The sequence below is a fragment of the Methylotenera sp. E1MeOHC1 genome, from assembly GCF_058745595.1.
In genome coordinates, this window is sequence record NZ_CP196025.1 from 1,956,439 (window position 1) to 1,978,608 (window position 22,170).

20 protein-coding genes and 1 riboswitch are annotated in these 22,170 nt (G+C 46.7%); of the genes, 16 read left to right on the top strand and 4 right to left on the bottom strand.

The window, feature by feature from the left end; all coding sequences use genetic code 11:
• Positions 1 to 58: 58 nt before the first annotated feature.
• Positions 59 to 1,432: a sigma-54-dependent transcriptional regulator gene (locus tag ACSSU7_RS09200; protein ID WP_492516199.1), complete on the bottom strand. Its 1,374-nt coding sequence runs from the start codon at positions 1,430 to 1,432 to the stop codon at positions 59 to 61.
• 26 nt (positions 1,433 to 1,458) lie between these two features.
• Complete coding sequence (locus ACSSU7_RS09205; protein ID WP_492516200.1) at positions 1,459 to 3,177, bottom strand: ATP-binding protein; 1,719 nt, start codon at positions 3,175 to 3,177, stop codon at positions 1,459 to 1,461.
• Between the two features lie 190 nt (positions 3,178 to 3,367).
• Here ACSSU7_RS09205 and ACSSU7_RS09210 point away from each other — a divergent pair, with 190 nt between their 5' ends.
• From ACSSU7_RS09210 to ACSSU7_RS09235, 6 genes are all read left to right on the top strand, one after another.
• On the top strand, positions 3,368 to 4,378 hold the full coding sequence (locus tag ACSSU7_RS09210) for a hypothetical protein (protein ID WP_492516201.1): 1,011 nt from the start codon (positions 3,368 to 3,370) through the stop codon (positions 4,376 to 4,378).
• The gene (locus tag ACSSU7_RS09215; protein ID WP_492516202.1) at positions 4,378 to 4,857 is read left to right on the top strand and encodes a hypothetical protein; all 480 of its coding nucleotides are present in this window, start codon (positions 4,378 to 4,380) and stop codon (positions 4,855 to 4,857) included. The genes ACSSU7_RS09210 and ACSSU7_RS09215 overlap by 1 nt, the downstream gene beginning before the upstream one ends.
• 559 nt (positions 4,858 to 5,416) lie before the next feature.
• Entirely contained in the window at positions 5,417 to 6,061 is a 645-nt protein-coding gene (locus tag ACSSU7_RS09220) for a thermostable hemolysin (protein ID WP_492516203.1), read from the top strand.
• A gap of 5 nt (positions 6,062 to 6,066) precedes the next feature.
• Positions 6,067 to 7,560: an AMP-binding protein gene (locus tag ACSSU7_RS09225; protein WP_492516204.1), complete on the top strand. Its 1,494-nt coding sequence runs from the start codon at positions 6,067 to 6,069 to the stop codon at positions 7,558 to 7,560.
• 5 nt (positions 7,561 to 7,565) lie between these two features.
• Positions 7,566 to 8,243: an iron-containing redox enzyme family protein gene (locus tag ACSSU7_RS09230; RefSeq protein ID WP_492516205.1), complete on the top strand. Its 678-nt coding sequence runs from the start codon at positions 7,566 to 7,568 to the stop codon at positions 8,241 to 8,243.
• Positions 8,244 to 8,271: 28 nt separating this feature from the next.
• Positions 8,272 to 9,072 carry an SDR family oxidoreductase gene (locus ACSSU7_RS09235; RefSeq protein ID WP_492516206.1) on the top strand — a complete coding sequence of 267 codons (801 nt, stop codon included), beginning with the start codon at positions 8,272 to 8,274 and terminating at the stop codon, positions 9,070 to 9,072.
• Between the two features lie 47 nt (positions 9,073 to 9,119).
• On the opposite strand, the gene ACSSU7_RS09240 is transcribed toward ACSSU7_RS09235, so the two are convergent.
• Positions 9,120 to 9,266 carry a hypothetical protein gene (locus tag ACSSU7_RS09240; protein WP_492516207.1) on the bottom strand — a complete coding sequence of 49 codons (147 nt, stop codon included), beginning with the start codon at positions 9,264 to 9,266 and terminating at the stop codon, positions 9,120 to 9,122.
• A 294-nt stretch (positions 9,267 to 9,560) separates the two neighbouring features.
• Positions 9,561 to 9,661: riboswitch (TPP riboswitch) on the top strand.
• Positions 9,662 to 9,726: 65 nt separating this feature from the next.
• On the opposite strand from ACSSU7_RS09240, the gene thiC reads away from it, so the two are divergent.
• From thiC to ACSSU7_RS09290, 10 genes are all read left to right on the top strand, one after another.
• Positions 9,727 to 11,610, top strand: coding sequence for a phosphomethylpyrimidine synthase ThiC (thiC, locus tag ACSSU7_RS09245; protein ID WP_492516208.1), 1,884 nt, complete (start codon positions 9,727 to 9,729; stop codon positions 11,608 to 11,610).
• Between the two features lie 195 nt (positions 11,611 to 11,805).
• A complete protein-coding gene (locus ACSSU7_RS09250; protein WP_492516209.1) occupies positions 11,806 to 13,449 on the top strand; it encodes a hypothetical protein in 1,644 nt (547 codons plus the stop codon).
• Positions 13,450 to 13,662: 213 nt separating this feature from the next.
• Complete coding sequence (locus ACSSU7_RS09255) at positions 13,663 to 14,910, top strand: pseudouridine synthase (RefSeq protein ID WP_492516210.1); 1,248 nt, start codon at positions 13,663 to 13,665, stop codon at positions 14,908 to 14,910.
• Positions 14,911 to 14,956: 46 nt separating this feature from the next.
• The gene (locus ACSSU7_RS09260) at positions 14,957 to 15,346 is read left to right on the top strand and encodes a YidB family protein (RefSeq protein ID WP_492516211.1); all 390 of its coding nucleotides are present in this window, start codon (positions 14,957 to 14,959) and stop codon (positions 15,344 to 15,346) included.
• A 165-nt stretch (positions 15,347 to 15,511) separates the two neighbouring features.
• Positions 15,512 to 16,339 (top strand): undecaprenyl-diphosphate phosphatase, encoded by an 828-nt coding sequence (locus ACSSU7_RS09265; protein WP_492516212.1) that lies wholly within the window; start codon positions 15,512 to 15,514, stop codon positions 16,337 to 16,339.
• Positions 16,340 to 16,404: 65 nt separating this feature from the next.
• Positions 16,405 to 19,092, top strand: a complete 2,688-nt coding sequence (locus tag ACSSU7_RS09270; RefSeq protein WP_492516213.1) for an AsmA family protein — start codon at positions 16,405 to 16,407, stop codon at positions 19,090 to 19,092.
• A 65-nt stretch (positions 19,093 to 19,157) separates the two neighbouring features.
• Complete coding sequence (gene mutY / locus ACSSU7_RS09275) at positions 19,158 to 20,210, top strand: A/G-specific adenine glycosylase (protein ID WP_492516214.1); 1,053 nt, start codon at positions 19,158 to 19,160, stop codon at positions 20,208 to 20,210.
• A 130-nt stretch (positions 20,211 to 20,340) separates the two neighbouring features.
• Positions 20,341 to 20,667 (top strand): ElaB/YgaM/YqjD family protein, encoded by a 327-nt coding sequence (locus tag ACSSU7_RS09280; RefSeq protein WP_492516215.1) that lies wholly within the window; start codon positions 20,341 to 20,343, stop codon positions 20,665 to 20,667.
• Between the two features lie 5 nt (positions 20,668 to 20,672).
• The gene (locus tag ACSSU7_RS09285) at positions 20,673 to 21,056 is read left to right on the top strand and encodes a phage holin family protein (protein WP_492516216.1); all 384 of its coding nucleotides are present in this window, start codon (positions 20,673 to 20,675) and stop codon (positions 21,054 to 21,056) included.
• Positions 21,057 to 21,065: 9 nt separating this feature from the next.
• Entirely contained in the window at positions 21,066 to 21,356 is a 291-nt protein-coding gene (locus ACSSU7_RS09290) for a YqjK-like family protein (protein WP_492516217.1), read from the top strand.
• A 101-nt stretch (positions 21,357 to 21,457) separates the two neighbouring features.
• On the opposite strand, the gene fae is transcribed toward ACSSU7_RS09290, so the two are convergent.
• Positions 21,458 to 22,009 (bottom strand): formaldehyde-activating enzyme, encoded by a 552-nt coding sequence (fae, locus tag ACSSU7_RS09295; RefSeq protein ID WP_019896743.1) that lies wholly within the window; start codon positions 22,007 to 22,009, stop codon positions 21,458 to 21,460.
• Positions 22,010 to 22,170 lie beyond the last annotated feature (161 nt).

Here is a 22,170-nt window from a genome sequence, read left to right on the forward strand (position 1 = left end):
ATTGGCTAAGGTACTTTTACGCTAATCCATACTGTGTACAAGGCTGGCAACCAGCGCACTAGCTGATGCCGTACTGGCTCAACTTATACCATAAGGAGCGCTCGCTAATTTCCAGCACTTTTGCCGCCTTGCTTTTGTTGCCATTGGTCTGCGCCAGCGCTTTAGCAATCAGTTGCCGCTCGAGCTGTTCCACTGCGTTGGGTAAACACAGCGGGTTGTGTGGCGCTTCAGCGGTCTCTGCATCATGGCCTGACGCAGTGGTGTCCATGAACTCACTGGTGCTATTGAGCATTTCAGCCGGCAAATGTTGTGGCTGTATTTGTTGATTGCCACTGATGATTGCCGCGCGCTCCAATACATTTTCCAGCTCACGCACGTTGCCTGGCCAGTCATACTGCATGAGCACCTGCACGGCTTGCGCTGAAATCTCTACACGGCGCTTAGCCAAAAAGTGCGTTGCCAGCAGCTCAATATCCGACTTGCGTGCTTTTAGTGCGGGCAGATCAATACGGAACACATTTAAGCGGTAATATAAGTCTTCGCGCAGCTTGCCGTCTTTTATCGCATCGCGCGGGTTACGATTGGTTGCCGCCACTACGCGAATATCCACGGCAATTGGGCGATTGCCGCCCAAGCGCTCAATCACATTCTCTTGCAGCGCACGTAGCAGCTTGGCCTGCAGCTGCATGGGCATTTCCGTCACTTCGTCCAGAAACAACGTACCGCCATCGGCCAACTCAAACTTACCGATACGCTCTTTCACTGCGCCGGTAAACGCGCCCTTTTCGTGTCCAAACAGCTCGGACTCCAGCATTTCATGCGGTATCGCCGCACAGTTCACTGCAACAAATAATGCATTATTACGTGGAGAGGCGGCATGAATGGCACGCGCTACCAACTCCTTGCCAGTGCCGGTTTCACCCGCTACCAGCACCGTTGCTTTTTCGGGTGCTACCTGACGGATAGATTCAGCCAAGTGCTGCATCGCAGGGCTATTACCAATCAAACCGGTGCCGACTGCTTTATCTTCACGCAGGAATCTATTCTCAACCACCAAACGTGAAAAAGACAATGCGCGCTGAATTGCCAACTCCAGCTCGGTTAAATCAAACGGGCGCAGAATGTAATCCGAAGCGCCATTTTTCATGGCGCCTATCGCCGAGCTGATCTCACCTTGAGCTGTCACTATAATCACAGGCAACTCGGCGTCGGTTTTACGCACCTCTTTCAGGAGCTGCAAGCCATCCATGCGCGGCATGTGTAAATCTGTAACCACGCAATCCACCTTTTGCGTATTAATCACATCCAGCGCTTCGCGCCCATCTTTGGCAGTAAGTGGCTGATAGCCAGCCTGACGCAGACTAATCTCTAGCAGGCGCAGCATGCTGGGCTCATCATCTACGGCTAATATATATTTGGTACTGTCTGACATAATCTCACTTTACCATTTCACTTTTCTTATGGCGCCGCATCTTGCAGCAGTTGTCGTTTTGGTAGTTCAATTCTAAAATCTGCACCACTGCTGCCTAATGTGCTTTTCTCAACGGCCAGCGTTCCAAAGTGAGCAGTTACTATCTGCTTAGACACTGCCAGACCTAAACCGATACCACCTGGCCGCTGCGTAAAGAACGGGTCAAATATCTGTTCCTTTTGTGCCTCAGTCACACCCGCGCCATTATCCGCCACACTAATGATGACATGGTCTGCTGCATCAATAATAGACGCCACCACTTTACCGCCGGCAGGCAGTACCTGAATCGCATTCAATAGCAAGTTCAGCAGCACCTGTGTCATCTGCTCGGCATCGCACTCTACCAGCACCCTGCTCACAGCCTCGGTTGCAGTAGGGTTGGGCAGCACCACGGCTAGATTAACATCCTTCTTATTGGCCTGCATACGCAGCATTGCCACCGCGTGCTCTACCATCGGCACTAAATCGTGCACCGCAAACTCAGGCGGACGTGGCCGCGCAGAATCCACTAGCGTAGACACCAATTTATTTAAACGTTCAGTTTCCATATTGATAAACGCCACCACCTCTTGCCCTTCTGGGCTCAGTTTCTTTTCACGCGCCAGCACTTGGGCAGATGAGCGTAATATCCCCAGCGGCGTTCTAATCTCGTGGCTCATCGCCGCCGCCATTTCACCTGCCACCGCCAGCTTGGCGGCGCGGGTCAGATTTTCTTTAGACAAGGTTAAATCATCCATCATTTTGCTAAACGCGCTGGATAATGCCCGCACCTCTGCCGGCCCATTCACTTTGGGCGGTGCCCCATTGGTAGAGCGCATAAAGTGATTAGCGTAATCCGTCAACCTAGCCAACGGCCGAGTAATGCGCGCCGACAATGGCGCTGCAAAGGTAGCGGCCAGTAAGCCGGTAATAATCAGGAGCAGAATAAACATATAGCCCATACGATGCACGGGTGCCATCACCACGGAGCGATATTGTGCAATTGACACAACCCAGTTAAATATCGGCGGCTCAGCAGTAGGCTGTAAGATAGAATCGACAGAAATATCATGGGCTGCCAGGATTTTTTTCCAGTGCTGCGTTTCTGCCAGAATGCGCGTTCCGGGGTGAGCATCATCCAGATTAATCAGCGCAGCCGCACTGCCTTGATTGGAAGTGCTTTCTAAGATGCTGGTGACCGCACTCCAATCAAAAATCACCCATAAAGTACCCACTTTATGTTGATTGGCATCTAGGATGTCGCTGGCCATGCGCAATTTGTGCTGCTGCAGCTGATACAAACGCACAATACGATTTGCAAACGAAATTTGCAGCCATAACGGCACACTGGCATCTGGTTTGCCAATATCGGCGGGCTGGCTGGAAGCCACGATCACATTGTGATTATTCACAACATAAATAGACTGATAAACCCCGTGATAGCTTACTTTAAGCTCATTGAGAAAGTTAGATAAACGCTTGTCAAAGTCACCAATCACTACTTCATCCATGATTTCCAGGCGGCTCCAGGAGGCAAGATTCTGCAACCGCTCAAACATCATGTTATCCACCTGGCGCGAGGCTGCATTAGCGCGTGTTTGCATGTCGCGCGCTATTTCTTCTCTCAATACTGTGCGCGCCTCGTAAAAGGTAAGCACTGTCACTATCAGCATCGGCAGCAGTGCCGTCATCAAGAAACCCAACAAGAGCAATTTCTTAACTGACATTGATTTTACGGTGGATAGATTCAAAGTATTTAGCCTGTGCTTAAGCACCTATGATTCATGCAGTATTGGATTAATGACAGTATTGCGTCCCTGTTGACCTGCCGCAACGCTTTGCAATGGATATCGAATATAATCCGCGTTATGCATTTAATTTCAAAAATTATCGCTGATTTTAAAGCCTGGAGCATCCATGCCTCTAATCAATAAATTCCGTATCAGCAGTGTAGCCGTGCTACTGCTGCTGTGCAAGGTTGCCTATGCAGAGGAGCCTCCCACACCACAAAAAGGTGTGATGGATGGCTTTAGACTGGGCGGCTACACCAGTGCTGGCATTACGGTGCCGCGTGAATCAGAAGCCAGTGCCGCCATTAACGAAATCAGCCTGATTTTGACTTGGGAAAACGAAAGCCGCTTTAAGTTTTTTGGTGAACTAGAGTTAGAAAAGCCGCTTACTTGGGATGATGACAACAAGTTTCACAGCAAACAAAGCAATATTGATTTAGAGCGTTTTTATTTAGATTACAACCTATCAGACAACATTAACCTGCGTGGTGGGCGCTTCCTGACACCTACTGGCCGCTGGAACCAGCTACACGCCTCACCGCTGGTATGGACAAGCTCCCGCCCCATTGCAACCAGCAGGCTGTTTCCAACAGCAATTAACGGCATCATGACCTTTGGCGCAATACCGCTGAATACAAGCGCGCTAGAGTACTCCGTATTTATAGAAACACTGAAAGACCAAGATCTAAACAGTGACGAGCTAAACTTCAAAAACACCAAGGGTGCACGTATTGCGTTTGGTCAGCAGGCCAATATCGGTGTTAACTTAATGTCGTTTGAAGAAAAAAACACCACTAGCACTCGTTACCATATGCTTGGGCTAGACTTTCTTACGCACTACCACGACATTGAAATATTAGGTGAGGCGTTCCAACGCTGGGATGCACATAACAACAGCAGCGGCTATGGCGCCTACCTGCAAACGGCAATCCCCCTGCCCATCGGCACCAACTGGTATGGCATTACACGTGTTGAAACCTATCAGCGCCCTGACGAAGGTCATCAGCAACGCTGGCTGTTAGGCGCCACTTGGCGCGTTAAGCCTACTCAGTTACTTAAACTGGAATTTACCGGCGGCAGTGGCGACCAGCCTGAGTCACCTCGTGGCTTTTTAGCTTCATTTGCGGTGCTGTTCTAATGCGCTTACTGATTGCAATCTTGCTAGTAGCCAGCAGCCTATGCCTGCCTACGCCTAGCTATGCCGCAGATAAAACCGTGATTGCAGTGATTGTCGCTAATGACAGCCCTATCAAAAGCATTGCTGTGGGCGAGCTCAAACTCATTTATTGGCGCAAAAAAACTTACTGGTCACATGGCCAGCGCATTCACCCTATTAACCTGCCACCAGACAACCCGCTTAGGCTGCACTTCTCCAATAGCATCTTAGGCAGCTTGCCAACCACACAAAGTGATTACTGGAACGGCTTATACTTCCACGGCGTATCGCCGCCGCATGTACTGTACTCGGACGAAGCCGCCATCCGCTACGTGCAGGAAACAGCTGGCAGCATTGCCTATATAGATGCCTGCAAACTGGATAATCGCGTTAAACCACTGTTATGGATTTTGCCTAATGGTGAAACCAGCACCGACCCCACTGTACCTAAATGCAATTAAGTGACGTTTTTCTCTCAGCTTCAATAGACTTTAATAGCTACAACGCAGTTTTATAAAACCTATCTCAGCGCCGCACATTGGCGCAAATCAGGCAATCCACGGCCGTTAAAATTAAGACGTAGGTTGAATTTCTGCCAAAAAATAAACCCATCATCGGCACCAACCAATAAACCCAATGTCAAAAATGCTGTAAGGCGCCAGCTTGGCGCGGGTAGTGACTGGGCAATAACTAGTTGTTATTGAAGAGATTATTAATTTACTGCACCATGCTTAATTGCCCCCTTAATTAAGTGCAATATTTGCATGGTGTAAATTTATAAGTCTCAACCTTACATACCATTTTTGCATGCACTTTGCTTGGTGGGCACAACTACAGATGCTATGAATATGTGACTGAAAGGGCTAAGCACCAATTTATTAACAAACATAACCTATTGATTGTTAAATATATATCTAATTATTTAACAAAAGTGACTGATGCAAACATGCACCTAAAAATGAGGTATGGGCACGTTACTTGCCTTAGGTTATATATGATTAATTGAAGGTGAACGACAACATGCTGAGCCTAAGTTTTAATGCAAGTCCATTATTTTTTAATGCAGAAGCTGCGTATAAAACCCGCCCCTTTGCCGCAGCCAAACGCCATCTTGCTAGCGATATCCAGGCTGCCAGCGTTGAGCTAGGTGCACCTGATCGCCGAGAGGTTGAACAATTTATTCATGATGTATTCGCACACACCTATGGCGCCGACATACAGCACTTTATGCCACAGCTCATCAGCCTGCGCGGCGAGAATGACCAGCTAGTCGCGGCATTTGGCATGCGCAAGGCAGATGTAGAGCCCTTGTTCCTAGAGCGCTATTTGGATGCACCGATTGAAACCGTAATGTCTAACCACTTTAACCGTGCAATTACACGCCAGCAAATCACTGAAATTGGTAATTTAGCGGTATCTAACCCACGTAATGCCGGTGTTCTCATCGCACATGTTATTCAATACAGCTTGGATAATAACGTGGAGTGGTGCGTAGCCACTGCCCATCACAGCCTGCAAAATGGCCTGATTAAAGGTGGACGCGATGTTTATGCGCTACAAAGTGCGGACAAATCACGCCTCACAACTACAGAACAAAGTGCATGGGGGCGCTATTACGACAACTCACCACAAGTCGTGGCGGTAAGAGGTATAGCTCAGCTATAAACGCTATGCAGCAAAATATCGTTATCAGTGCTATCGCAAAACATGCAGTCCAGCATGGCAATAAAATTGCGTTGCGTGGCATTGATAGCCAGCTCACCTATGCTGAACTGCAGGCAGCGATTCCAGCACAGCAACACATGTGGCAAGGCCTAAGTGAGCAGCCCACCATTGCCTTAGCAATAGACAACCATCCAGCTTGGGTGGTGTTAGATTTAGCCGCGCTAGCGAGCCACATCCCCCTTATTCCACTACCGTTGTTTTTTTCAAACACACAATGGTTGCATGCTATTGCAGATGCCGGTGTGGATATCGTGATCACCGACCATCCAGAACTGTTTGAGCCCTTATTAGCAAACAACATTGCCAGCCACACACAGTGGACCGTGGCTGGAAAGACGCTCACGCAATTTGCATTAAAATCGCCAGCAAAGGCGGTGTTACCTGCTCACACTGCCAAAATCACCTACACCTCTGGCTCCACCGGCACACCTAAAGGCGTGTGCCTCAGCGCAGGCAATATGATGAGTGTGGCAACCTCTATTGCCGACGCTACAAGGTTAACCCCAAACGATATTCATTTAAACGTGCTGCCACTCGCCACCTTATTAGAAAATGTAGCGGGGGTTTATGCACCACTGCTTGCAGGTGCCTGCTGTGTATTACTGCCTGGCGATGACATCGGCTTAACGCGCGCCACTGGGCTGGATATTCAAAAACTGCTCAATGCCTTTGTACAAACGCAAGCATCCACGGCGATTTTCACCCCAGAGCTACTCAATGCCATGGTGCATCAAATAGAGACAGGCGCTAAGCTTCCAGATACCTTACGCTTTTTAGCCGTAGGTGGCGCATCCGTGTCGCCAGCTCTACTTAATCGCGCACAGCAAGCATCGATACCGGTTTACGAAGGCTACGGCCTTTCTGAGTGCGCATCAGTGGTAGCGCTCAATACCCCTGCGTTTAATAAAATTGGCACGGTGGGTAAGGTGTTGCCACATCTAAGCGTAAGCTTTACAGACGAGCATGAAGTTGTGGTGAGCGGCAATGCTTACTTAGGCTACGTAGGGCAAACCGCCAGCCATGCGCGGCAGATTTACACCGGAGATATTGGCTACCTTGATGCAGATGGCTATTTGGTAATTTCTGGCCGTAAGAAGAATATTTTTATTACTTCATTCGGGCGCAATGTGTCGCCAGAGTGGGTGGAGCGTGAGCTGACCATTTCGCCCTGCATCGCACAAGCCGCCCTATTTGGCGAAGCTAAACCATGGAACACCGCGATTATCGTACCAGGCAAAAATAGCACCACAGCGCAGATTAAAGCCACGATACAAGGCATTAATCATGGCTTGCCAGATTACGCCAGAATCACGCAATGGCTACCGGCCGATGAACCCTTCACGCTAAACAATCAACAGCTAACGGCTAACGGCAGAAACCGCAGAGACGTGATCTGGCAGCATTACCAGCAAAAAATTAATGCGCTTTACGAAAGATAATGCATATGAACTTTTACCAAAGATTACTACAGGCCACTGAAAAAGAACGCAATGAACTACTCAGCCTGCCGCTCATTGCCAGAGGCGCTACCGGCAAGATTTCACGCACAACCTATGTCGGGTTTTTAACCCAGGCTTACCACCATGTGAAGCACACCACACCCCTGCTCATGGCGTGTGGCGGCCGCCTGCCCGCGCATTATGAATGGCTGCGCACGGCCATCGGTGAATACATTGAAGAGGAAATGGGGCATCAGGAATGGGTGCTTAATGATATTGAAGCATGCGGCGGCGACAAAGAGGCAGTGCGTCATAGCACAACAGCAAGCCACAGCCCTAGCTTCGCCACGGAAGTCATGGTGGCGTATGCTTACGATATGATTAACCGCGTTAACCCGGTTGGGTTTTTTGGCATGGTGCTGGTGCTAGAGGGAACCAGCACCGCGGTCGCCACCCATGCAGGTGAAGCGCTCATGCAATCATTAAAGCTACCGAAAAAAGCCTTTAGCTACCTGCTCTCACATGGCTCGCTTGATATTAGCCACGTCTCTTTTTACGAGAGCTTAATGAACCAAATCACCAATGCTGAAGACCAAGCCATACTGATTCACAGTGCTAAAACATTTTATAGATTGTATGGCAATATATTCCGTACAATAGAAGCCGAATACATGCAAGATTGAATAGGGTTACATTAAATAGGGCCACTATATGCAACTAAAAAACAAATGCATTCTACTCACTGGCGCTACCGGCGGCATAGGCAAACATTTGGCGCTGATGCTGGCACGCAAAGGCGCCAACATGATTTTAGTCGGGCGCGATAGCAACAAGCTAGCTGCATTAAGCCAGCAAATACAAGACAAAGGCGGCAAGGCCAAAACCATCGTGGCTGACCTTGAAGCCGCAGGCAGCGTACAACAAATCGCCCAGCAAGCACTGCACCTATTTGATGGTATAGACGTGCTGATCAACAATGCAGGGATTCTGGATTTTATTCAATTTGAAGACCAAAGCCCTGAGCGCATAGCGCAAATGGTACACACTAACGTCACCGTGCCGATTCAACTGACCAATGCGCTGTTACCGCACTTTAAATCGAACAACCAAGGTCAGCTGGTGATGATAGGCTCTATTTTGGGCTCATTAGGCTTTCCGCACTATGCCACTTACTGTGCCACCAAATTTGCAATACACGGCTTTTCACAGGCCTTACGCCGCGAGTTGTGCGATACCAATATTGGCGTTACCTACATTGCCCCGCGTGGCGTCAACACACCGATGAACGACGCAGCAACACTAGCGATGCTGGCTAAAACTGGCGGCAATATTGATGACCCAGAAAAAGTGGCACAAATGATTGTGAAAGCAATTGAACATCAAAAACAGGAATTATTTATTGGGCAGCCAGAAACATTCTTCGCCTGGCTCAATGGCGTGCTGCCAAGCGCTGTTAACCTAGGCCTGAAAAAACAAACAAGACTGGCGCGTGAGTTTGTGACAAAAAAATAATGAATGGTTAGATATGTAATGCGCGACGGCAGATTAAAGCTAAAGGCTTAAACGTAAAGCACCACAGGAAATACGGTTGCCGCCAACAGCAAAATCACCCACTCCATACCCCAGCGCTCTAAATGACCAGTGAAATGAAAAAAGAGCGCTGTAATCGCCACAAGGTAATAACCGATATAGATAGCTAATGCCATAATTTCACCAATACCATTTTAAGTTCGAGTTAAATACGATACGTACAGCACAAGTGTACCAAAAAACACGCTTAATCACTGCTTTTTAAGCGTTCCACAGCAAAAACCGGCACTCAACCACGCCAAGCAACCTGCCAGACCACCATTCAATAGAGCCTATATATGCGCAGCAGTTCCTCTGCCCAACGCACATAATAGTTACGGCAATCTCGCACCGTACTTTAATCCACAAGTTACACCAATTAAACACTTGACTTAAACACTTGGTTTTATAGCAAATTTAGCGTATATTTCGCTAATTGCTAGGGGTCTGTATTTTTAACAAAATCCAGTGAGATATACCCTTCGAACCTGATGCGGGTCATGCCGCCGTAGGAAAGCATCAATCTGCTTTCCTACAAATAAATTAAGTAAGGGCACGCAGTTTTTCTGCTCCTTACGTTTTTGCTAGGAGCCACACTTGAACGCCACCGATAAAAATCTTACCAAGTTTCTTAATGAAACTGCCTCTGTTGATGAGAGCGCAACCACCCCTTTTGCCAAATCACGCAAAGTTTATGTTGAAGGCTCACGCCCAGACATCCGCGTACCGTTTCGCGAAATTTCATTAAGCGACACCCCATCTGCTTTTGGTGCAGAAAAAAACCCACCTGTAGTTGTCTATGACACCTCAGGCCCATACACAGACCCAACCATCAGCATCGACATCCGTAACGGCTTACCTGCATTGCGTACCGGCTGGATTATGGAACGTGGCGATGTAGAGCAATTAGATGGCCCAACTTCAGAGTTTGGTCACCAACGCCTAGTTGACCCAGAGCTTTCAGAAATGCGTTTTAACTTGCACCGCAAACCATTGCGCGCAAAAGCAGGCGCAAACGTATCGCAAATGCACTACGCACGTAAAGGCATTATCACCCCAGAGATGGAGTTCATTGCCATTCGTGAAAATCAACGCCGCGAAAACATGAGCGCGCTGTTGCAAACACAACATGCTGGCCAAGATTTTGGTGCAAACATTCCTAAAATGATTACGCCAGAATTCGTGCGCGAAGAAGTTGCTCGTGGCCGCGCGATTATTCCTTTGAACATCAACCACCCAGAAATCGAGCCGATGATTATTGGCCGTAACTTCTTGGTAAAAATCAACGCTAACATCGGTAACTCAGCATTAGGTTCTTCTATCTCTGAAGAAGTTGAGAAAATGGTGTGGAGTACACGTTGGGGTGGCGATACCGTGATGGATTTATCAACCGGTAAAAACATCCACGAAACACGCGAGTGGATTATCCGTAACTCACCAGTGCCTATCGGTACCGTGCCTATCTACCAAGCACTTGAAAAAGTAAACGGTAAAGCTGAAGACTTAACTTGGGAAATCTTCCGCGACACATTGATTGAGCAAGCAGAGCAAGGTGTGGATTACTTCACTATCCATGCTGGCGTGCGCTTGGCTTACATCCCTATGACAGCAAAACGTATGACAGGTATCGTGTCACGCGGTGGTTCTATCATGGCTAAATGGTGTTTAGCGCATCATAAAGAGTCTTTCTTGTACGAGCATTTTGAAGACATCTGCCAAATCATGAAACAGTACGACGTTTCATTCAGCTTAGGTGATGGTTTACGCCCTGGCTCAATCTACGATGCAAACGATGAAGCACAATTTGCTGAATTGAAAACATTGGGTGAATTAACCCAAATCGCTTGGAAGCACGACGTACAATGTATGATCGAAGGCCCAGGCCACGTACCGATGCACCTGATTAAAGAAAATATGGAACTGCAATTAGAGCATTGCGGTGAAGCTCCATTCTATACATTAGGCCCATTAACCACAGACATCGCACCTGGTTACGACCATATCACTTCAGGTATCGGCGCTGCCATGATTGGCTGGTACGGCTGTGCTATGTTGTGCTACGTAACGCCAAAAGAACACTTAGGCTTGCCAGACAAAGAAGACGTACGTGTTGGTATCATCACCTACAAAATCGCAGCACACGCGGCAGACTTAGCCAAAGGACACCCTGGCGCACAAATCCGTGACAATGCTTTATCAAAAGCACGTTTCGAATTCCGTTGGGAAGACCAGTTCAATCTAGGCCTAGACCCAGAAAAAGCTAAAGAATTCCACGATGAAACATTGCCACAAGAAGGCGCAAAACAAGCACACTTCTGCTCAATGTGCGGCCCACACTTCTGCTCAATGAAAATCTCACAAGACGTACGTGATTATGCAGCTGAGCAAGGTGTTTCTGAACAAGAAGCGCTGACAAAAGGCATGCAGGAAAAAGCCATTGAGTTTGTGAAAAAAGGCTCTGAAGTCTATCAGAAGGTCTAAACACTTTTTGCTGGAGGTTTTTAAGTTTAAACAAACTCCTTAGCCAATAAAAAAGCCAGCGAAAGTGCTGGCTTTTTTACTTTTAGCATAGGGTTAAATCTTTAATCTTATTTACCAGCTTTATCTCTGCGTGTATTTCACACAACCGGCATTATGCTAAACTTTAATGACTATCAATCTTAATCTGGCTACGTTGTGAACAATATTGAATCCAGTGTCGTTGCTGATTTTAGGCAAACCCTGCTTTGGCCTGTCCAACTGATTTCAGAGTCGAATAGCCAGAAGATCCAGCGCCCGTGGGATATTCTTAAAGCTGAAAACTGTCCTTGGCAAGAAATCCAAGACGAATTCTCATTAGCCAAACAATCTTTAAGTGAAGTACGTTACCAAGAGTTTGTTACGTTCATGCCGTTTGCGCAGCGCTTTTTATATGGCGAAGGCAAGCATGGGCGAGAATCTGGCGGCTATGGTGAATCACCGATTCATATCTTTTCACGTTCCGACGTTAATCAAGTTCGCATTACGCTCGATAATGAAGAAGCGCCTATCGTATTAAAAGTAGCCCATATTGAGCTGTATTTTTTCTATGATATTGATGTCGCTTTCTTAGCACTTGAAGTCACTGGAGAAAACATCCAGCTCAACCATGCCATGGAAGTACTGTACCGTTTGGGGCGCACCTACCCCAATTATTGGGAAGAAAATGGTGATGCTGGCCACTGCGCAAAGAGCATTGAGTGGTTAGATAAACAAGGTCATGTGCTTGCATGTTCTGATTATCAAGACAAAGCCCGCTATTTAGCCTTTGTAAAAGATAACCACGTACCCTGCGTTTCATTGCATTGGGAGTTCCTAATGCACCCGTTGGTGCAGCATTACTCCAGCCAAGAAGGCAGCATTCGTTATCGTGAAATTGAATATCAGCGCATGCCTTTAATGGCCTACCTCGCGTTTGAAGACGTCACGAAACTCACTCGTGGTGATTTAATACGTTTAGGTTTAGTCACACAGCCGTGGGATTCTGAAACGCTGCCGTTTACTGAAGATTTTTTAGTCAATTTTGAACAAAAACACTGTTATGACCGCTACTGGGATAACAACAAGAATGACCCGTGGAGCACCACCCGCATTATGTGCACAGGGCAGAATTTTATTGTGGTTGGCAGCCAGCAACATCGCGTGTACACCAATGAAAAAACAGGGATTAAACGCAATTATCAAAGCCAATATTTCTTATTGTTTTTAATCGCCCACTTCCAAAAAGCAGCCCTCTTAATGCTGTCAGACCGCATGGTACAAGCCATTAGCCGCTTAAATATTGAAGATGAAACTTCAATCAAAACATTTAGACAAAGCATACGTAATGTCATGGGCGTGTTCTTGCGATTTACCCATCGCTATTGGTTTGAGAGCGTGTCAGATCAAGCTGTCGCAAAAGATATATTTGCCATGATGCATAAGCAATTAAACACACTAGATTTGTTTAAAAAAACACGTAGCCGCATTATGGATATGGCTGAATATTTAGAAGGCGAAGAAATCAAACGCCAAGCAGATACGGTAGTAAGGCTAACAGTAGTCACCATTTTAGGTTTAATTGGCACCATGACTAGCGGCTTGCTAGGTATGAATATTTTTGACTTCTCTCAAACAACTATCATAGAAAAATTCGCCTACTTTGTAGGCATCTTTATACCGGTAAGCATACTCACGTTTTACACGGTGATTAAATCACGCAGGTTATCCCTATTCTTAGATGCACTCTCTAATGAAAATACCGGCTTATTGTATAAAATCGCCAAACTAAAAAGCGTGTGGTTTGGTAAAGTAGATCACTAAAACGTAAGCTTTACGTTGATGTAAATTGCTGTAACTAGCCGAAATTTTGATTAAAACACTTAATTGCGATTAGTCACTTTTAACTAAGTTTCAATCTTGATGTGATTAAAACAGCCAGCTTCTTGCTGGCTGTTTTGTTTTTAATTCAATCAATTGTATTCACGCCTAGCCTATAAAAAAGGCGTAAAATAGCAACATTCAAGGAAAAAACTTTTGACTACTCTAAAACTCTCAAAAAAATCTGGTGATGCCCCAAGCAATGTGGCAAGTAAAGCACCTGTACGCCGCACAAACACGCCTACGCGTGATAGAACAACAGCGCCAGTTAGGCCACAACGCCCTAGCGAACCAGAAATGAGCGCGCCTGTGCGTGCCAGAAGTGAATCTAGAGATCAAGCAAGACCAGCGTATCAAGATGCGCCACGTCAGCGTAACCACCGTCATGATGGCTCCTTACACACATCAGCTACACCTAGAGCACAAACACCCGATAGCCGTGCACCGTCACCACGCCCGATTGACCCAGATGCGCGTAGGCCAGATGCTCACAGAATAGATAGCTCACAAACCACGCGCGATAGAGCAGACCGTGAAGGTGCTTACCGTAACCCACCACGCCGTGGCGGCAAAGTACGCGATGGTTTTGTCGCCAGCGAGTTTGATAAAAACCGCTCCAATAAAGAAGCATTTGCAGCTAAAGCAAACGCTAGCCAGCCAGATTTGCCTCGTTTATCCAAAGTGATGGCAGAGCGTGGTTTGTGTTCACGCCGCGAAGCGGATGAGTGGATTGTGAACGGCTGGGTCAAGGTCAACGATGAAATCGTCGATACCTTAGGTTCGCGCATTGCACCAGATGCTGAAATTGTGATCAGCAGCTATGCGCAAGAATACCAGGCTGAAAATGTCACGATTATTTTGCATAAGCCAGTGGGCTATGTAAGTGGCCAAGCTGAAGATGGTTATCAGCCAGCCATTGTGTTGATACACCCAGACAACCAGTGGGAAGACGATCCAGAGCTACACCACCATCACCCTAAGCAGTTCCACCGCGGCATGCTGCATGGCTTAGCGCCAGCTGGTCGCTTAGATATTGACTCCACAGGGATGTTAGTACTCACTCAGGATGGCCGCGTTGCACGCCATTTGATTGGTGAGGATTCTACCGTAGAAAAAGAATACCTAGTGCGTGTGACCGGTGAGTTAAGCGATGCCGACCTGAAACGCTTGAATTACGGCTTAAGTTTAGATGGCGTGAAATTGAAACCAGCCAAAGTCAGCTGGCAAAATGAAGACCAATTACGCTTTGTGTTACGTGAAGGCAAAAAACGCCAAATTCGCCGTATGTGCGAAATGGTAGGCTTACACGTAGTAGGCTTAAAACGTATTCGTATCGGCAGTGTGACTTTGGGTAAATTACCGGTAGGCGAATGGCGATATTTACGCAACGATGAGCGCTTTTAATGTAGCATCTGCCTTAATGATTAATTATTGATAGCGAGGTTTCATCATGGGATTATTTGATAGTTTAGCTGGCGCAGTGTTAAGCAATATGGGCGGCGACAAAGGCACTATGCTGCAAATCGCCATGGATCTATTTAAGCAAAATGGTGGCTTGGAAGGCGTACTTGCCAAATTTAATGAAGCTGGCTTAGCTGAACAAGCCGCGTCTTGGATTAGCAAAGGTGATAACTTGCCAATTTCTGCCGATCAAGTGATCGAAGTGTTAGGCCGTGACAGCGTTGCCGGCATTGCTGAGAAACTGAACATGTCACCTAGTGACATCAGCGAAAAAATTGCAGAATACTTACCGCAAGCAGTCGACAAAATGACGCCAAATGGTGAAGTAGACGGTAATTCAGGCAGCCTGCTCACCGCAGTCATGGGTATGCTTAAATAATATACACCGCAATAGCAACGGCGCTTAGGCGCCGTTGCTATTCTATACTCACATGCTTGGCATCAGGATGCCAAGCTATGCACATACTAAAATTACTTTACGTTAACCTTTGCCTGTAAGCACTGTTACTCGCTTACCAGTCACTTTATTTATTAAAATCAGCCTATGGATATCTTGTTACTACTTAAAGCCGCCTTACTGGGCATTGTTGAAGGCGCAACCGAGTTTTTACCTATATCCAGCACCGGACATTTAATTTTGGCCGGTGACCTGCTCAATTTCATGAACCATGAAAAGCGCAACGTATTTGATATTGCCATTCAACTGGGCGCCATCTTAGCGGTAGTATGGGAGTACCGTACACGCTTTGTGAGTACATTTGCAGGTATCGGGCGCGACCCTATTGCCAATCGCTTATTCATTAACTTAAGCATAGCGTTCTTACCGCTAGCCATCTTGGGTTTGGCTTTTGGCAGCACCATCAAAACCCACCTGTTTAAACCGGTGCCAGTTGCTTTGGCATTTATTATTGGCGCATTTATTATTTTATGGGCAGAGAAGCGTACGCACACCGTCACCATAGAAACGGTGGATGACATTCGCCCCTTGGACGCTTTAAAACTAGGGCTTGCGCAAGCGGTTGCGCTGATTCCTGGTATGTCGCGCTCTGGATCTACCATCATCGGCGGGCTATTTTTTGGCTTATCACGTAAAGCAGCTGCGGAATTTTCATTTTTTCTCGCTGTCCCAACCCTAGGCATTGCTTCTATTTACTCTATGTACAAAGATCGAGCTCTGCTCAGCATGGATGACATGGGTGCATGGGCAATGGGGTTTATATTTTCCTTCATTAGTGCCATGATTGCAGTTAGAGCGCTTATTCGCTATGTCAGCAACCATGACTTTACGATTTTTGCATGGTATCGCCTTGCGTTTGGCGGAATCGTACTGCTAACGGCGTACACAGGCTTGGTGGACTGGACTGTACACTAAGAAAAACACGGGATACAGATGGTGACAATCATCGAATCATCAATAAGACTTAATAAGGTGACATCATGAAAAAATTATTGAAATACGGTCTCTATGGCGTAGCTGGCATAGTTGCTTTGCTAGTTCTGGCTGTTGCCGTTATCTCTGCCACATTCAACCCCAATGACTACAAGCCGCTGATTATTAAGCTAGTGCAAGAGAAAAAACAGCGCACCCTGAATATTGAGGGGGATATCAAGCTCGCTTTCTGGCCAAAAATTGGCGCAGATTTAGGCAAGCTTTCCATTTCTGAACACAACTCCGATCAAACCTTTGCCTCGATTCAAGGCGCGAAAGTGGCACTGGCACTGTTGCCCTTGCTTAAAAAAGAGCTAGTGGTAGATACCGTCTACATTAATGGCGCACAAGCTAATATCATTAAATATAAAGATGGCACCACTAACTTTGATGATTTGCTCAGCAAGGATGAAGAAGAATCCGAGCAAATTAAGTTTGATGTAGATGGCGTTAAAGTTACCAACTCTGCAGTCAACTATACCGATGAAGGCACAGGTGCAAAATATGCACTTTCTAAATTCAATTTAACCTCTGGCCATATCGCATTAGCTGAGCCAATTGATTTAGCCACTGACTTTAGTGCAACGGCAAATCAACCAGCGCTGGCGGCTGATGTAAAACTCAAGGGTACGTTCTTGGCAGACCCAGAGGCTAAACACTTTGCCGCAAAAAACCTAGACGCTAGCATTAAAGGCGACTTGCTAGGGGGTAAAGATGTAGCAATCACCCTGAGTGGTGATGTGGATGCCAAACCTGAAACACGTGAGCTCTTAATCGATAGCTTGAAATTAGCCTTAGCCGGCCAATTTGACGGCGCCAAAGTCACCTTGGATTTAAACGCACCGGCACTAGTTGCACAAAAGGATGAAGTCACCAGCAAAAAAATCACCGTGAGCTTAAGCCAAGAAAAAGCGAGCGATAACTTTAAAGCCAACTTAGTACTGGCTGACATTAAAGGTTCGCCTAAAGCATTACAAAGCAGCGGCATCAGTGGTGACATTAGTGGCACACAAGGTAAGCGCAGCATTAACGGTAAGTTTTCATCTCCATTCCAAGGTAATCTGGAAAGCCTGATTTTTGACTTACCAAAATTCGCTGGCAATATCGACATTAAAGACCCTGCCATCCCGAATGGCAGCGCCAAAGTGAGCTTTGATTTAAGTTTGCATGCAGATGCTAAACAAGAACAAGTGCATAGCAAATTCTTGATGAATGTGGATAACACCAAGCTCAATGGTAACGTGGCGCTCACTAACTTTAAAAAACCCAATATCCAGTTTAATTTAACTGCGGATGCCTTGGACTTAAACAAGCTGTTAGGCACAAACCATGCACAGAAAGCCGAAGCTAAGCAGGCGACAGCAGCCAGCCAAAAGCCAGCCGATATGTCAGCATTGGCTAATTTACTGTTAGACGGCAAAATCAATATTGGGCAAATCAGTTATGATAAATATCGTTTATCTGGCCTCAATGTTAACGTGAAAGCTGATGGGCAAAAACTGGCGCTATCCGGTTTAAATGTGAAGTTTGACGATAGCCAAATCAAAGGCGGCTTGGGCATTAGCCAATTCCACAAGCCGCTTTACAGCTTTGATCTTGATATTGACCAGCTTAATCTGGATAAATACATCATTGCCAGCGACAAACCAGCCACCGAAACCAAAGCCAACACTGGCGATGCACCGCTGGATTTGAGCGCGCTGAAAGCACTGAATGCCAATGGCTCTATCCGTATTGGCAACTTAAGATACGGTAAAACCAAGGCTTCAAACGTACGTGTAGACTTAAAAGCCGCTGATGGCGTTGCTACCATTGCCCCACTCTCTGCAAATTTGTATCAAGGCAGTATGAATGGCTCACTTAGGGTAGACGCACGCAGCACACCCAGCATCGCCTTTAAGCAAGACATGAAAGGCATCGCCATTGGCCCTTTGCTGGTAGATGCCATTAATAATGATATGTTGGACGGCAAAGGCACACTGAGCGTTGACGTAACCGCAGCGGGCAATACCGTAGGCGCCATGAAAAAAGCGCTCAATGGTACATCTTCACTGCAACTGGCTGATGGTGCAATCAAAGGTATCGACATTGCAGGCACCATTCGCAATGCCAAATCTAAAATCAATATTTTCAAAGACAAAAACAGCATTGGCGCTGACCAAACGCAAAAAACTGACTTCAGTGAACTCACGGCATCATTTAACATTAAAAATGGGGTCGCTCACAATGAAGACCTCGCCATGAAGGCCCCTATTTTACGCTTAGCCAAAGGCGACAGCCGTGGCGATGTAGATATCGCGAACGAAACCATTAACTACTTGGCTAAACCTACTATTGTTAAATCCCTTAAAGGCCAGGGCGGTGCAGAGCTAGACTCCCTCGCCGGCGTATCCATCCCCGTCAAGGTGACCGGTACCTTCTCAGCGCCTAAATACGGCATTGATTTTGCCGCACTGGGCGCTGCGATTGCAAAATCCAATTTAATCGACAAAGTAGGTGGTGACAAAGCTGGCGCCGTGAAAGCGCTGGTGGGCGATGGTAACAAAGTGGACGCACTAAAAGGCTTGCTCGATAAAAATAAACCGGCAGATAGCGCTACTGCACCGGCAGACGGCACTGCAGAACAGCCAAAATCTACTGAAGAGCTAGCGAAAGAAAAAGCCGAGCAGAAACTTAAAAAACTGTTTAAATTTTAAGCCGTGCAGTGTTGCCTACTGTTAACCCTATCTCCACTTTCACTTCTATTTAAGTAGCTTGATTCATGACTGACTTTGCCAGCCGCCTGATTACATGGCAAAAAAAACACGGACGGCACGACCTGCCTTGGCAAAATACTACAGACCCCTACGCAATCTGGGTGTCAGAAATCATGCTGCAACAAACTCAGGTGACGGCTGTAATTGGTTACTACAGCAAATTCATGGCCAGCTTCCCCACTATTGCAGCACTGGCTAACGCCAGCCAAGATGAAGTACTGCAACACTGGAGCGGCCTAGGCTACTACTCCAGAGCGCGTAACCTGCACCATGCTGCACAAACCATTATGGATGAACATGCCGGGCAGTTCCCGCAAGATTTCGACACCATACAGACACTGTCCGGCATTGGCCGTTCCACTGCTGCCGCAATCGCTTCTTTTGCCTTTCATCAGGTACAAACCATTTTGGATGGCAATGTAAAACGGGTACTGGCAAGGCACTTTGCTATCGCTGGCTGGACTAGCTCACCCAAAATTGAAAAGGCACTATGGCAGCTGGCTGAAAGCCTATTGCCGCAATCCGACATGGTGGCCTACACCCAAGGCTTGATGGACTTAGGCGCCACTGTATGCACTAGAAGCAAGCCCAAATGCAGCGCCTGTCCATTGACTAGCTCTTGCCTAGCCCATCAACAACAGCTCACCGCCATTCTACCCACGCCCAAACCTAAAAAAAGCATCCCCGAAAAAAGCACTACCATGCTTATCTTGCGGCAAGGCAATGAAGTGATGCTAGTTAAGCGACCAGCAACCGGCATATGGGGCGGTTTATGGAGCTTTCCGGAATGGGACGATACACAGCATAAGGATTACGCAGCGATTGCGCTCAGTCAATTTGGGGTCAGTACAACGATAGATGCGCCATTAGCAACCATCAGCCACGTTTTTACCCATTTTAAGCTGCACATCAAGCCGCAGCCACTCACCGTTAGCCAGCATGCGCTACAGGCGCGCGAAGCAAACGCAATCTGGCTCAATATCGAAGACGCATTGGGTGCCGCCATTCCAACTCCGGTGCGAAATATCCTTTTAAAACTAACACACGCCCCATCTTAGCAACACGCTTCTTGCCCTATTGCCAAGCAAGGCGTACGATAAAACTATCATCACCATCAATTAAATTGAATCTAACGTTTTGATGGCGGTCAGACCTCTCTCAAACAACAATACACAAGGAGAAACATAAATGAACAACAACAATTTACCTTCACCAGTAGATGTTTCTAAAGAGCAATTGATTTCCGACTTCAAAGTAGTCATCGCAGATGCAGAGGCTTTATTAAAAGCGACGGCTAGCCAAGGCGGCGAAGCAATGGCAAATTTACGTGCAAAAACTGAAGAGTCACTCGCTGTTGCCAAAGAAAAACTAGCTGATGCGCAAGAGGTATTGGTTGCAAAAACCAAAGCAGCTGCGCGTGCAACAGATGACTATGTGCATGACAAACCTTGGCATGCGGTAGGCATCGCAGCTGGCGTTGGCTTAGTGGTTGGCTTACTTATTGGCCGCCGTTAATTGCAATGAGTGATAGCAATAACAATGATGGGCTATTAGGCTCACTGAAAAGGCTCACCAACACCTGTATTGGGGTTGTACACACGCGTCTTGAACTCCTAAGCACAGACTTAGAAGAGGGACGCGAGCGTTTAATCTCTTTACTGGCGATGACCTTTGTTGCCCTGTTTTGCCTATGCTTTGGCATGGTGCTGCTAGCAATCCTGATCGTGGTGTTATTTTGGGATACGCATCGCTTGCTGGTGTTAAGCCTGCTCACGGGTTTATTTATTTTCACTGGCGGCATCATTGGTGCGCTAGCGATTCGCGCGCTAAAATCCATGCCTAGGATGTTCGAAGCAAGCTTAGCCGAGCTGGTGAAAGATCATCAAGAAACCAGCAGAGATTAGGAGCGATTTGTGAGTCCTAAACGCGCAACCATCGCAGAGCGCCGCGAAAAACTAATCCTTAAAGCGGCGTCGCAACGTGCTTTACTCGCACAAGATATCGCCCCCTTAGGCAAACCACTAACCATTGCCTACCGAGGCTTTCAGCTTGTGCGCTACGTACGGCAACACCCTATTTTAATGCTAGGAGTCACCACCGCTATTAGCGTTATTCGCCCTAGCCGGGTGCTCAAATGGTTAAAAACTGGTTTTTCTGCGCTTAATCTGGCACGTACTGTCAGTGATATCTTAATTAAGAAATAAAAAAAGCGGCTATAAGCCGCTTTTTTGTTCACCTAAATTTGGATGCTGAAGCCTATAAAGCTTAAGCATCTATATAGATTCAGATAACTTAGTAAATTATCTTATTTTTGATCCCAAGAATCTTCCCACATGCAGTGTTTGATTTTGTGACGGTTAGCAATTAATTCATCAATGCTAGGCTCGTCGTTCAATGCACGTTTGATCGCCAATTTAGTCGCATCGTAGTTGTTTTTGTACATGTCGGCTTTGTCTAAAGTGCCAGCCTTTTCTAGCTCGATACAACCTGGGTCAATCCACACTAAGCTGATGATACATAGATCATTTGCTTGCTCTTTAGGAATGATGCCTTCGATTACACAGTCCAAAATCGCATCAGCAGTAGCTGCTTGCACCACACCACCGAACAAAGCTACATCTGTGCTGCCTTTTAATGTTACTTTTGGTACTGTCATACATACTGGGCGTACCAATTGGTTGATATCACGTACCGCAAACATTGCAGTGTGGCCTTTGCTTTGTGCCATTAAGTTTGCAAACGCTTGGCCTACTGGGCCGTCAACCGCGCCGATTAAGATTTCTGGCATTGCTGCGGTAACGTCTTTACCTTCTGAGTAAACAGTAGCTTCGCCTGCTTTGAAAATGATTTTTGACATGAGAAATCCTTGAGAAAATAAAACGATGAAAAATACGAATAAAATCAATGATGCTATTCTATAAAGTAGGATTTTATAGAATAGCCCTGCTTTAAGCAATTTAGATGCAAATAAAGCACCTCTGGCATGTAGCCCGAGCCAGCCGTGCACAGCATCCGCGC

What these genes read in the sequence shown, in the direction of transcription:
- ACSSU7_RS09200 (WP_492516199.1), bottom strand. Translation starts at nt 1,432, where the DNA reads ATGTCAGACAGTACCAAATATATATTAGCCGTAGATGATGAGCCCAGC.
- ACSSU7_RS09205 (WP_492516200.1), bottom strand. Translation starts at nt 3,177, where the DNA reads ATGTCAGTTAAGAAATTGCTCTTGTTGGGTTTCTTGATGACGGCACTG.
- ACSSU7_RS09210 (WP_492516201.1), top strand. Translation starts at nt 3,368, where the DNA reads ATGCCTCTAATCAATAAATTCCGTATCAGCAGTGTAGCCGTGCTACTG.
- ACSSU7_RS09215 (WP_492516202.1), top strand. Translation starts at nt 4,378, where the DNA reads ATGCGCTTACTGATTGCAATCTTGCTAGTAGCCAGCAGCCTATGCCTG.
- ACSSU7_RS09220 (WP_492516203.1), top strand. Translation starts at nt 5,417, where the DNA reads ATGCTGAGCCTAAGTTTTAATGCAAGTCCATTATTTTTTAATGCAGAA.
- ACSSU7_RS09225 (WP_492516204.1), top strand. Translation starts at nt 6,067, where the DNA reads ATGCAGCAAAATATCGTTATCAGTGCTATCGCAAAACATGCAGTCCAG.
- ACSSU7_RS09230 (WP_492516205.1), top strand. Translation starts at nt 7,566, where the DNA reads ATGAACTTTTACCAAAGATTACTACAGGCCACTGAAAAAGAACGCAAT.
- ACSSU7_RS09235 (WP_492516206.1), top strand. Translation starts at nt 8,272, where the DNA reads ATGCAACTAAAAAACAAATGCATTCTACTCACTGGCGCTACCGGCGGC.
- ACSSU7_RS09240 (WP_492516207.1), bottom strand. Translation starts at nt 9,266, where the DNA reads ATGGCATTAGCTATCTATATCGGTTATTACCTTGTGGCGATTACAGCG.
- ACSSU7_RS09260 (WP_492516211.1), top strand. Translation starts at nt 14,957, where the DNA reads ATGGGATTATTTGATAGTTTAGCTGGCGCAGTGTTAAGCAATATGGGC.
- ACSSU7_RS09265 (WP_492516212.1), top strand. Translation starts at nt 15,512, where the DNA reads ATGGATATCTTGTTACTACTTAAAGCCGCCTTACTGGGCATTGTTGAA.
- ACSSU7_RS09270 (WP_492516213.1), top strand. Translation starts at nt 16,405, where the DNA reads ATGAAAAAATTATTGAAATACGGTCTCTATGGCGTAGCTGGCATAGTT.
- mutY (WP_492516214.1), top strand. Translation starts at nt 19,158, where the DNA reads ATGACTGACTTTGCCAGCCGCCTGATTACATGGCAAAAAAAACACGGA.
- ACSSU7_RS09280 (WP_492516215.1), top strand. Translation starts at nt 20,341, where the DNA reads ATGAACAACAACAATTTACCTTCACCAGTAGATGTTTCTAAAGAGCAA.
- ACSSU7_RS09285 (WP_492516216.1), top strand. Translation starts at nt 20,673, where the DNA reads ATGAGTGATAGCAATAACAATGATGGGCTATTAGGCTCACTGAAAAGG.
- fae (WP_019896743.1), bottom strand. Translation starts at nt 22,009, where the DNA reads ATGTCAAAAATCATTTTCAAAGCAGGCGAAGCTACTGTTTACTCAGAA.